At 43.7% G+C, this 12,899-nt stretch carries 7 protein-coding genes and 1 pseudogene; 4 read left to right on the forward strand and 4 right to left on the reverse strand.

From position 1 onward, the window contains the following. The first annotated feature begins 266 nt into the window (after window positions 1-266). Both V7K67_RS28805 and V7K67_RS28810 read left to right on the forward strand, forming a co-directional pair. Entirely contained in the window at window positions 267-1,067 is an 801-nt protein-coding gene (locus tag V7K67_RS28805; RefSeq protein ID WP_335169457.1) for a DUF6816 family protein, read from the forward strand. Between the two features lie 87 nt (window positions 1,068-1,154). Further along, a complete protein-coding gene (locus tag V7K67_RS28810) occupies window positions 1,155-2,975 on the forward strand; it encodes an ABC transporter ATP-binding protein (RefSeq protein ID WP_334733006.1) in 1,821 nt (606 codons plus the stop codon). A 260-nt stretch (window positions 2,976-3,235) separates the two neighbouring features. Here the strand turns inward: V7K67_RS28810 and psaB are convergent, their stop codons facing one another. Then, window positions 3,236-5,461 (reverse strand): photosystem I core protein PsaB, encoded by a 2,226-nt coding sequence (gene psaB / locus V7K67_RS28815; RefSeq protein WP_334711806.1) that lies wholly within the window; start codon window positions 5,459-5,461, stop codon window positions 3,236-3,238. A 187-nt stretch (window positions 5,462-5,648) separates the two neighbouring features. Then, window positions 5,649-7,907: a photosystem I core protein PsaA gene (gene psaA / locus V7K67_RS28820; RefSeq protein ID WP_334711807.1), complete on the reverse strand. Its 2,259-nt coding sequence runs from the start codon at window positions 7,905-7,907 to the stop codon at window positions 5,649-5,651. Between the two features lie 647 nt (window positions 7,908-8,554). Between psaA and V7K67_RS28825 the strand changes: the two genes are divergently transcribed. Next, window positions 8,555-10,222, forward strand: coding sequence for a hypothetical protein (locus tag V7K67_RS28825; RefSeq protein WP_335169459.1), 1,668 nt, complete (start codon window positions 8,555-8,557; stop codon window positions 10,220-10,222). Here the strand turns inward: V7K67_RS28825 and glsA are convergent. Next, window positions 10,187-11,101 carry a glutaminase A gene (glsA, locus tag V7K67_RS28830; protein ID WP_335169461.1) on the reverse strand — a complete coding sequence of 305 codons (915 nt, stop codon included), beginning with the start codon at window positions 11,099-11,101 and terminating at the stop codon, window positions 10,187-10,189. The two genes, V7K67_RS28825 and glsA, sit on opposite strands and share 36 nt — an antisense overlap. Further along, entirely contained in the window at window positions 11,088-11,318 is a 231-nt protein-coding gene (locus tag V7K67_RS28835; RefSeq protein WP_334733002.1) for an HAD family hydrolase, read from the reverse strand. Before V7K67_RS28835 ends, glsA begins: the two co-directional genes overlap by 14 nt. 665 nt (window positions 11,319-11,983) lie before the next feature. Here V7K67_RS28835 and V7K67_RS28840 point away from each other — a divergent pair. After that, window positions 11,984-12,805: pseudogene (locus V7K67_RS28840) on the forward strand (thioredoxin-like domain-containing protein); the annotation flags it as partial. Window positions 12,806-12,899: the final 94 nt, after the last annotated feature.

Below are 12,899 nucleotides of genomic sequence, written 5' to 3' on the forward strand. Positions count from 1 at the left end.
ATTACCGCAATACAAGGTTTAGTCAATCAACATACCGAACTTCTCTCTGTGCTTGAGTCTCAAGCCCTGAAATACCAATTAGATAGCTAGGGTCTCTAGCTCAAGTCTTTAAAGAACTTCAGCAGTTATGTACTGAAGAAGATTATAGCTTAGAGATACCACTACGAAGCGACCGTAACAATCCTTTTATTCTAAAATTAATAAGAGTCGATACTATAGATTAATTTTTAATTAATAAATAATAAACGTTAAATATAAAATTACTAATGTTTTTTATAAAAGCGATTTGGAGTTTTTGCTTAATTGCTTTTTTCCTGCTATGGAGTGGAGAAGCTGAAGCCGGAGAGTTATCTGAACGGTTAACCAACTTTCCCCAGTGGGAAAATTTAACCTCTGTGCAGCCAGCATCGGGAGATTTAGTTTATCCTGAATGGATGGCTGGTACTTGGAAAGTTACAAGTACTTTAGTAGATTTAGCTGCGCCTTTAACACCAGAGATTGTAACACCAGGATTTGAAGGTAATCGCCGACAATTAAATCAGCCTGTGAGTTTTGTAGTAAGATTTGTAAAAGAGCAACCATCTATTACTGGATTAAAAATACTTCCTCAGATAGATTACAAATCCCCCATTTTAGTAGCAGATAGAGCGTTTAATAGCTTGAATTTGGCAAGGGCTTATTTAGGGGATGAAACAGTGTTATTAGTCAAAGTAGATCCAGATTCACCTAATCGTCAAATTACGTTTTTGCGTAGCAGTCGCCAACTAGTTTCCATTGTGACTGCACGGGCCACAGAAACTACCGCTGATGGCAAATTTATCACCACAGAAGTGTTTCAACAACTATTTAAAGGCGGTTCACGCCCCTATTTAAACTCTGTAGAATCTACCACCGCTTATCATAAACTTTCAACATCTAATCCAGTGATTGAAGCAGATCAAGTTACTGCTGTTTATCTTTCACCCCAAGATCCAGATTACTTTAAGGCTGGCTCTCGGCCAGTTGCTCTCTACCGCTATCGTCTAGAATTTTTCCCTCAAGAACTACCAACTACTCCCAAAGGGTGATTTGTCATCTAACTATTGACTACCTTGTAATACATCTGTAGTATATAAATTCCAAGTTTACGATCGCGCTCTTGGACGGTGTGCATCATGGCCAAATTTCAGGATATTGTCAATTACTTTCGCTCTGATTGGAAGCTGAGTCTCTTTAGTATCACAGCATCCAGCATTTACGAAATTATTGATTTGGTTGTCCCTTATGCGATCGGGCAGATTTTAAACATTTTGTCTGCTCAACCATTGGATAAACCACTTCAAAGTGCGATCGCAACTTTTTCTGATATCACCAATTACCCAGTCAATAAAACTCTATCTTTGAGTATATTACTGGGTTTAGTTTTCGTTGTCACTGTCGTGAGAGCGCCAACACAACCTTGGTTAACCCATTGGTTTCATTGGGATATAACCTTAAGGTTGCGTCGGCAGAAAGCCCAAACAGCCATCGAAAAAATTCTCACTCTCCCACTAGAATTTTATGATGAAAATAACCCTGGACGTATTGCGGGAAGAATAGCTAGAGGTATTTCTAACCACACTTTTACATACCCTGAAATTGCGGGACAGTTGATTCCTAAACTAGTTCGGGTGCTGGGAATTTTCGTATTTATCTTGGTGATTGAATGGCGAATTGCGATTTTATATCTGATTTCCTTTGCGGTTATTCTTAGCTTTACCTTGAAGGATTTAAAGCAGCTAATTTGGCACGAAACTATTCTGGATAAATATGGAGAAGATACAGAAAGCCGCAATTCTGAACTGATTACCAACATCAAAACGGTGAAGGCATTTGCTACAGAAGCTAACGAACTGAAGCGGCAAAAGCAACGTTTGGATCGTGAACTAATGGTGGTTGAGTATCGTGTCCACAAAGGTTATACGAAACTGGCTACTTGGCAAAGAACTGTAATTCAGTTCTGCGTATTTACTATCCTGGGTTTGACTCTAGCAGCAACAGCAGACGGTAGAATTTCTCTCGGTCACTTTGTCATGACCTTAACTCTTTCTAGCATGGCTTATGCCGAATTAGAACCTATTAGCAATTTGGCAGAACTTTTTGCCCGTCGTTATTCTTCCATGCTGCGGTTTCACGAATTTCTCCAAGAGCCAACTGCACCTGATTCAGCTAGTCTTTTAGAAGAAAACAACCAGACAGAATCACCGTATAAATTTACTGGAAAAGTTGAGTTATCGCACGTTAGTTTTGGATATGATAGCAACCGTCAAGTTTTACAAGATATCAACCTGTTGATTGAGCCATACCAAACAGTGGCATTAGTGGGGCGTTCCGGTTCTGGTAAGTCTACTTTAGTAAAATTGCTGTTGCGATATTTTGAACCTCAAGAAGGTCAAATTCTGATTGATGGTCAAGATATTCGCACTTTGAATGTGGGTAAATATAGACGAAGGCTAGCGATCGTTCACCAAGAAGTAGACGTTTTCAACGGTACTATATTGGATAACCTCACCTATGGTAGAACGAATGCCACTTTGGAGCAAGTTAAGGAAGCCTGTAGGATTGCCCGAGTCGATGAAGTAGTGCAGCACTTACCCCAAGGTTATTACACTGTCGTGGGGGAACGAGGTGTCAGACTATCTGGAGGACAAAGACAGCGTTTGGGAATTGCTAGGGCGTTGCTAGTGGAACCAGACGTATTGATTTTTGACGAAGCCACCTCTAGTTTAGATTATGAGTCTGAGCGTTCAATTCAGCTAGCGATGCGATCGATTCAGGGCACTTGCACCACCATTGTTATTGCCCACCGTTTAAGCACAGTGCGAGAAGCCGATAAAATTGTCGTTCTGGAGCAAGGAAAAATTGTAGAAGTAGGTAGCCACAACGAACTCTTGCGCCACGAAGGTATTTACCGCCGCTTGCACTCCCTGCAAGAAACAGGAGAACTTCTGAGTTAGTCCTAATGCAATACGCTTGGGTTAAGGCTAAAACTCTTTGTCAAATTCAATTTTTTTAACGTAGACGCGGAGCGGCTTGCCGCAGGCTACCGCAAAGGAAGAGAAGGAAGAGAAGCTTAACTGAACTGTATTGGTATTGGGCCTAATGTGAATTAAAGAGGTTGAGACATTTTTCTCATCCTCCCCACCCAAAACCCAAAAAAATCCCCCACCTTGCGGCAGGGGATTTTTATTACTTATCTACAAAACTAGCAGCCGAATTAACCGAACTTACCAGCAGTAGAAGCAATCAAGAATGCGGCGTAAGTTACGACATAGCCAACAGTGAAGTGAGCCAGACCAACTACACGAGCTTGAACGATGGACAGAGCAACGGGCTTGTCTTTCCAGCGAACTAGGTTAGCTAGAGGAGTGCGTTCGTGTGCCCAAACAAGGGTTTCAATCAACTCTTGCCAGTAACCTCTCCAGGAGATTAAGAACATGAAGCCAGTAGCCCAAACTAGGTGTCCAAACAAGAACATCCAAGCCCAGACAGACAGGTTATTCACGCCGTAGGGGTTGTAACCGTTAATCAACTGAGCAGAGTTAGCCCAGAGGTAATCGCGGAACCAGCCCATGAGATATGTAGAGTTCTCATTGAACTGAGCGACGTTGCCTTGCCAAACACCGAGATGTTTCCAATGCCAGTAGAAGGTTAACCAACCAATGGTGTTGAGTACCCAGAATGTAGCGAGGTAGAAGGAATCCCAAGCTGAGATGTCGCAAGTACCGCCACGACCGGGGCCGTCGCAAGGGAAGGCATAGCCGAAGTCCTTTTTATCGGGCATCAGCTTAGAACCACGGGCATCCAAAGCACCTTTGACCAAGATCAAAGTGCTGGTGTGCAGACCTAAGGCGATCGCATGGTGTACCAAGAAGTCGCCAGGGCCAATTGTCAAGAACAGGGAGTTAGTACCAGCATTGATGGCATCTAACCAGCCTGGCAACCAAACGTTAGCGTAGTTGGGCCATGCTGTGTAAGCAATACTATCTGGGTTAGATAGCAAGGTGTCTAAACCGTACAGTACTTTACCGTTAGCAGCTTGGACGAATTGAGCAAACACTGGCTCAATGAGGATTTGCTTTTCAGGAGTGCCGAAAGCAACTACTACGTCATTGTGTACGTACAAACCAAGGGTGTGGAAGCCCAAGAAAAGGGATACCCAGCTGAGGTGGGAAATAATCGCTTCTTTGTGCTGTAGTACACGTTCAAGAACGTTACCCTTGTTTTGCTCTGGATCGTAATCACGTACCCAGAAGATTGCTCCGTGAGCAAAAGCACCAAGCATCAGGAATCCAGCAATATACTGGTGATGCGTGTACAACGCTGCCTGTGTTGTATAGTCCTTCGCAATAAATGCGTAGGAAGGCATGGAGTACATGTGCTGTGCTACCAGGGAAGTAATAACACCTAACGCTGCTAAGTGCCATCCCAATTGGAAGTGCAGAGAGTTGTTGTAGGTGTCGTAGATACCTTGGTGAGGTAGGTTGAAGGGGCCTTCAACCGGAATGCCGAAGAAACTCTTAGCATTCAAGGCTTCTTTGAGACTGTGACCAATCCCAAAGTTTGTCCGGTACATGTGACCAGCAACGATGAATAAAACTGCGATCGCTAAGTGGTGATGAGCGATGTCAGTCAGCCACAAAGCTTCTGTCTGGGGATGGAAACCACCCAAGAAAGTCAGAATTGCAGTTCCGGCACCTTGCGATGTCCCGAATATATGTCCAGGAGTGTCAGGATTTTGAGCGTAAACTGCCCAGTTACCTGTAAAGAATGGTGTCAAACCCGCTGGGTGGGGTGGGGTGTTGAGGAAGTTATCCCAACCTACGTGCTGACCGCGAGCTTCGGGGACAGCAACGTGAATTAAGTGACCAGCCCAAGCCAAAGAACTAACACCAAACAAACCTGCTAAGTGGTGGTTTAGGCGATGTTCAGCGCTCTTAAACCATGCCAAGCTAGGACGGTATTTGGGTTGTAAGTGCAGCCAGCCAGCGAACAATAATACAGCCGCGAATAACAGCAAGAACACTGAACCGTTGTACAGTTCGCCATTTGTCCGCAGACCAATGGTATACCACCAGTGGTAGATACCAGAGTAAGTAATGTTTACTGGATTGCTAGCGCCCGCTTGGGTAAAAGCTTCGATCGCTGGTTTACCAAAGTGGGGGTCCCAAATCGCATGGGCGATGGGACGGATGTGAAGGGGATCTTTAATCCACTGTTCAAAGTTACCTTGCCAGGCTACATGGAACAGGAGGCTGGATGCCCACAGGAAGATGATTGCCAAGTGACCGAAGTGAGTAGCGAAAATCTTTTGGTAAAGATTTTCCTCTGTGATGCCATCATGGGTTTCAAAGTCGTTGCCTGTAGCGATCGCATACCATATCCGACGAGTCGTCGGGTCCTGTGCGAGATCCTGGCTAAATTTCGGAAATTTTGTTGCCATAGGTTTAATAATTCCTCTGACCTTTAGCCATCAAATACCAGCTGCGTATAGTTAGGAGTTATGAGTTGTGAGTTATGAATTGAGAATTATGAGTTGTAAGTTATGAGTTCTAAATTTTCATTTCTAACTCCTAACTCCTAACTCCTAACTCCTAACTCCTAACTCCTAACTTTTAGGAAGCTGATTGCTACCCTACTGAAAGGATGTGTGCGTGGAAGAATGCCCAAGTTGTGGCAATTCCTCCCAAGAGGTAGTGAGCTACCCCTACAGCCCGACCCTGAATAATGCTCAGAGCGCGAGGCTGGATTGCTGGTGCTACCTTCAGTTTGTTATGCGCCCAAACAATGGACTCAATCAGTTCTTGCCAGTAGCCGCGACCACTGAACAGGAACATCAAGCTGAATGCCCAGACAAAGTGAGCGCCTAAGAAGAGTAGACCATAGGCAGATAGCGCACTGCCGTATGAATTGATGACTTGCGTAGCTTGTGCCCACAAGAAGTCTCGTAACCAACCGTTGATGGTAATAGCGCTTTGAGCAAAGTTACCACCAGTGATGTGAGTTACAACACCATCTGCATCTACCGTTCCCCAGACATCTGATTGCATCTTCCAACTGAAGTGGAAAATTACAATCGACAGGGAGTTGTACATCCAGAAAAGTCCGAGGAATACGTGATCCCAACCAGACACTTGACAGGTACCGCCACGACCGGGGCCGTCGCAAGGAAAGCGGAAGCCCAAGTTTGCTTTGTCTGGAATCAGACGAGAGCTACGGGCGTACAGCACACCTTTGAGCAGAATTAGGACGGTGACGTGAATGGTAAAGGCGTGAATGTGGTGAATTAGGAAGTCCGCTGTGCCCAAAACAATGGGTGCAGCTGCCACTTTACCGCCAATAGCCAAAATACCGCCGCCAAAGACATAGCTAACTGGTTCTAGGGCATTAGGTGCAGTTGTACCAGGAGCCAAGGCGTGAATACTTTGTATCCACTGGGCAAATACTGGCTGCAATTGAATCCCTGTATCAGAGAACAAGTCTTGAGGACGACCCAATGCACGCATTGTGTCGTTGTGGATGTAAAGTCCAAAGCTATGGAAGCCGAGGAAAATAGACACCCAGTTTAGATGGGAAATAATCGCATCTCGGTGACGAATTACCCGATCCAGCACGTTGTTTTGATTCACAACTGGATCGTAATCCCGCACCATGAAGATTGCAGCGTGAGCCGCTCCACCAACAATTAAGAAGCCACCGATCCAAATATGGTGAGTGAATATGCACAACTGCGTAGCATAGTCAGTTGCCAAATATGGATAAGGGGGCATCGCGTACATGTGATGCGCGATGATGATGGTCAGCGAACCCAAGAAGGCTAGGTTAGTAGCCAATTGAGCGTGCCAAGATGTGGTCAGGTTTTCGTAGAGACCTTTGTGACCTTCGCCGGTGAAAGGGCCTTTGTGGTTTTCTAGGATCTCTTTAATGCTGTGACCAATACCCCAGTTGGTACGGTATTGATGACCAGCAATGATAAAGAGAACTGCGATCGCCAAGTGGTGATGGGAAATATCTGTCAGCCACAAGCCGCCTGTTACTGGGTTTAGACCGCCCTTGAAGGTAAGGAAGTCAGCATACTGACCCCAGTTCAAGGTGAAGAAAGGTGCTATACCAGCAGCAAAGCTAGGGTACAGTTCCGTCAACAAGTCTTTGTTCAAGATGAACTCGTGGGGCAAGGGTATGTCTTTGAGAGCAACGCCTGCATCCAAAAGCTTGTTGGTCGGTGCGGACACGTGGATTAAGTGACCTGCCCATCCCAAGGAACCAAGACCTAGCAACACTTGCAAGTGGTGGTTCAGGATTGATTCCACATTCTGGAACCATTCCAGTTTGGGAGCGCGTTTGTGGTAGTGGAACCAGCCGGCAAATAGGAATAAGCCTGCTAATACCAAGCCACCGATCGCAGTTGCATAAAGCTGGAAGGAGTGTGTAATCCCCCAGCCACGCCATACTTGGAACAAACCGGAGGTGATTTGAATACCGTGGAAACCACCGCCAACATCACCGTTTAAAATGTCTTGCCCGACAATGGGCCAAACAACTTGGGCACTTGGTTTAACGTTTAACGGGTCGCTTAACCAAGCTTCGTAGTTAGAAAACTTCGCGCCGTGGAAAATCATCCCGCTCAACCAGATTGTCACTACAGCTAGGTGGCCGAAGTGGGCTGAGAATATCTTGCGGGATATCTCTTCTAAATCGCTTGTATGTGTATCAAAATCATGGGCGAGTGCGTGCAGGTTCCAAATCCATGTGGTGGTTTTGGGACCTCTGGCCAAGGATCTGTCAAAGTGCCCAGGCTGTGCCCATTTCTCAAACGAAGTGGGAACCGGGTCGTTATCGACGATTACTCTTGCCTTTTTTTCCTCTCGCTCCGGAGGACTTATTGTCATTCGACCTCCTCTCTTGATCAGGAATGAGGAATCATTAATACCACAAAATGAACCATTATCGCCTACTCCAGAATTTTACTGAAGCTGCGATGAAGACCCTATGTGGAGAGTTGTTTCTCGTTGAATTATAGAGTCTTCACTTGTACATTGTTGGAGATATTTTAACAATAATTCAAACTTGCCCGAATATTGCTGGAATTCCTGCCTGATCTGGCTTTTAACTTCAAACTTTTTGTCCAAAAGTCAATAGATTATCTATTTAATTTACAAAGGATAACAATTCGTAAGATTTATGGTTTGGCTGTATATAGCCGATGTTCGAGCTTTTGCTGCGATTACTCATGAACATTTATGTCATATTTCAATTTTATTAAGTAAAACGCTGTAAAGAATATGACTTTTTTAAATCGGGAATGGATATTGGGAATATAGATAGTGGATTCATACCCCCAGCGAATCTTAAAAGAATTTCTTTCCCAGTCCCCAATCCCCAGTCCCCAATCCCGCAACCCGTTAAAATTTCCTGAGATATACAAGAAAACCATGCGATCTGAGGCAGATTTCACCTTTTGGGCTATAGTTCCAGATGGACAGTTTGAGCCAAAATAAATCTGTCAATTATCGAAGACTATCACTGGGTGCAACACATGAACTTGTGGCTAAAAAGGGTGTTAGAAAAATTTCTCCCTGAGAGGTTCTCGATTCTCAGGTGGGTAATGACATTGGTGCTGGTATTAAGCTTGACCAGTTGCGGCGAGAAAGTCGCTAGCCAGGAAGTATCTACTATCTATAGAGAAAACTCTCCTCAGATTTCTCAAATTTCTAAGCAGTTTTCGGAAGTTTCCCCACCAGATGTTATCCAAGAACTGCGTCCAATTTTGGAAGTTTATCAGCCACAAGTGACAATTGTTACTCCAAAGCCTGATGAAGTTTTCCAAGATAATAGAGTTACAGTCAGTTTTCAGGTAAAGGATCTACCAATATTTAAAGATCCACAATTACAACTAGGACCCTATCTACACGTAATTCTGGATAATCAACCTCATATAGCTGTTTACGACCTGAATCAGCCCTTGATTTTACCAGATTTATCCCCAGGTACTCATACCCTGCGCGTCTTTGCCTCCCGTCCTTGGGATAAAAGCTTCAAAAATGAAGGCGCTTATGCCCAGACAACATTTCACGTTTTCACAAAAACTGACGATAACAATCCAGATTCCAAATTACCCCTGCTAACTTACAGCAATCCTCAAGGTAACTACGGAACAGAACCAATCTTACTGGACTTTTACCTAACTAACGCGCCCCTACATCTCGTTGAGAAGGAAAACGCTAACGAAGGATTTAGTGATTGGCGGATTCGCGTCACAATTAATGGTGAAAGCTTTATTTTCGATCGTTGGCAGGCAGTTTACCTTAAAGGCTTCCATCCAGGAAAAAATTGGGTAAAACTGGAATTTCTCGATAACCAGGGAAATGCTGTCAAAAATGCCTTTAATACCACAGTTAGATTGATTGACTACCAGCCAAAGGGTAAAGATACTTTATCGAGAATTATCAGAGGAGAACTCACAGCAGCTGAGGTGCGCGGTATTGTTGACCCCAATTATAGACCTGCACCTAAACCCACACCTACACCTTCTGTTGAAAAAACACCCCAAATACAACCGAAGGTAGAAAAACAGCCCATTCCTGAAACGGAAATTCCCAAAGAATCCAAAATACAGCCAGAAAAACCAACATTAGAAGTTCCAACGGCTGTACCATCTCCTAGCTTGTCCCCGACACCAGCAGAAATTATTGAGTCTCCAGAATCACAGCCAACGGTAACACCAACCCCTGAATCTACGCCATTACCTGAAAAAGTTGCGCCTAAACCAACAAAACCTAGATTGGGCGGATTTTTCAACCGTGGGGCCGGTAAAGTCACTACCCCACAAGCACCAGTTACACCATCTCCTAGTTTGCCACCCACGCCGCCAGAGATTATTGAGTCTCCAGCACCAGAAATAATTACGCCAACACCAGAACCACAGGCAGAGGTAACGCCAACCCCTGAATCAACGCCGTTACCAGAAAAAGTTGCGCCTAAACCAACAAAATCTCGATTTGGTGGATATTTCAACCGTGGTGCTGGTAAAGTCCCTACCCCACAAGTAACAATTGCGCCATCTCCCAGTTTGCCACCCACGCTACCAGAGATTATTGAGTCTCCGACACCAGAACCACAGTCAGAGGTAGCACCAACTCCTGAATCAACGCCGTTACCTACAACAGAATCAACCAAAGACACTCAACTGCAACTCTTGCGCTAAAGCCTCAACAAATGTGATCGCACCGACAGGATTTCCGATCTTATCCAAGGCGGGACTATAACAAGCGATCGCTCCCTCACCTGGTACTATTGCTACAAGTCCACCACCAATCCCTGATTTCATCGGTAGACCAACTCTCACTGCAAACTCGGCAGAAGCTTCGTACAATCCACAAGTTAACATCACAGCATTGACAATTCGGCGGTTTTGTGATGACAAACAGCTATTTTCACAAGCTAGAAGTTTTCCTAACAGGGCTAAATCTTCAACTCGTCCAGATATACAGCACATTTGCTCATAAGTGTCAAGTGCTATTCCAATATTTTCTAGATAACCGGCTTCGGCGAGATAGTTTGCGATCGCTTCATTGGCTGTTGATCGGGTTAATCGCACTGAAGCGAGTATTACCTCATCTAAGCTTAGTTGGCAACCGGCTAATTGGTTAAGCCATTGACAAAATAAAAAAGTGCGTTGATTAGCGTCCTTTCCTGGTAATTTATCAGCGAGGGTAATTGCTCCACTATTAATCATCGGGTTGCGGGGATGGCCGCGATCGCTAACTAATTGTTCTAAAGAATTGAAGGGTGCATCCGATGGTTCCACCCCAACCCAGTCGAAAACCTTTTCTGCTCCGAGATGTTCTAGCAGATAAAGTAGAGAAAATGTCTTAATCACACTCATTAGCGGGAAAACACAAGCTGTATCCCCAAAAATGATGGTTTTGCCCGATTTACAGCAGATGTGAACTGCAAACCAACCAGGATTAGCCAAAGCTAGTTGCGGAATGCGATCAATAACTTTTCCGTATTCAGCTTTAATTTTCGCTTGTTGTACCCAAGCTGACAACTCTGTAGTTGTTAGTCTGTCAAATCTTTTCAAAAGTGATGTCCGCTAAAACTATATTTTCCTCTTCTATGTCTGGAAAAATATTTTTTATGCACTCTATAAAGGGAAGACCACTTATCCCATTAATATCATCCTCAGTAATAGGAGTTCTCGGAATATTAGCAATCTTAATTGCTTGATTCCAAGCATCTGCACATATACTAGATATATTCCAAAGAGTTCCGTCTAGATCAAATATTACCCCGACCATATATAACTCCTAAAAGAAACTAAGCAATTTCAATCCCTATACTACTAGTGGTCTATCAATAAATAATTGATGGATAAATTTCCTGTAGAGACGGCGATTTATCGCGTCTCTCTAACCGTCAAAATGAATTTTACAGACTACTAGTAGTCTATCAAGCGAAGTTTGAAGGGTAAAGAAACGAACCGCAGAGGCGCAGAGGACGCAGAGTGAGAGGAAAAAGAGAGGTTTAAGAAGTGTCTCACCCATCAAAGTTAGCTTGAGAGAGTACTAGTGGTCTATCCCATTAAATATAATGGATGGAACTCATTCTTAACTTTTCTTACTTTGCGACGGCAGTCGCTCATGGGGGAAACCCCCAAGACCGCGCTGCCTCCTCTTTGTGTCCTTTGCGGTTCGTTCTTTTATCCCTCAGAATTAATGGGACAGACTACTAGCCGATGTCAAAGTCAGATTTCAAAGCATATCTATTTGACCAGTCTTGATGAATATATTTAACAACGCTATCTTCTATACTTGAACCAATTAATAATGTCGCGTAACGCTTGAGTTTAAGTAATCTAAGGCGTTGTCTACCTTTTATTGTGTATAAAGGCAGTAAAATCTGCATAAAAACCGCTCTGAATTTAAAGTTAAAGTGATGAGCTAACTTTATCAAAGGATACTTTATGATTACCCGTGTTAGAGCGCCAGAATTACCACAAAATTACTCTTGGCTGAATACCGATAAACCTTTATCTCTTAAAGAATTCAGGGGTAGAGTCGTAATTTTAGACTTTTGGACATACTGTTGCATCAATTGTCTGCATATTCTGCCAAACCTAAAATATTTAGAACAAAAATATAAAGATAATCTTACCATTATCGGCGTTCATTCTGCGAAATTTGACAACGAAAAAGAAACAGAAAATATCCGCCAAGCTATCCTGCGCTACGACATTGAACATTCAGTTGTAGTTGATAGCGGTTTTCGGATTTGGGAAGAGTATGCTGTGCGTGCTTGGCCTACATTAATAATTATTGATCCAGAAGGTTACGTGATTGGCCAGATTTCTGGTGAAGGAAACCGTGACACTTTAGACGAGTTGATTCAAAAGTTAATTCAACAACACCAAGATAAAGGCACAATTAATTTCCAAGAAATCAGCTTGACTTTAGAAAAACAACGCCAACCATTAATCACACCCCTAGCTTTTCCTGGTAAAGTTCTAGCTACTCCAATGGGTTTATTCATTGCTGATTCTGGACATCACCGCCTAGTTATGAGTAACTTCGACGGAGAAATTCTACATTTAATTGGTACTGGAAAATCCGGCTTAACCGATGGTGCTTTTAACGAAGCGCAATTTTTTGCACCGCAGGGAATGGCTTATGATGCCGAAAATCAGATTCTTTACGTTGCTGATACAGAAAATCATACCCTGCGGCGAGTTGATTTAAAGCGTCAAGTGGTGGAAGCGATCGCGGGAACTGGTGAACAAAGCCGCAACAGGACTTACGCAACTGGCACAGTGGGATCGCATTTGTATAGTACATAAATACTATTAGAAGTGGCATACCCAAAGGAAATTGATGAAATTAGTA

The organism is Nostoc sp. (assembly GCF_036917155.1).
Classification (GTDB): domain Bacteria; phylum Cyanobacteriota; class Cyanobacteriia; order Cyanobacteriales; family Nostocaceae; genus Nostoc.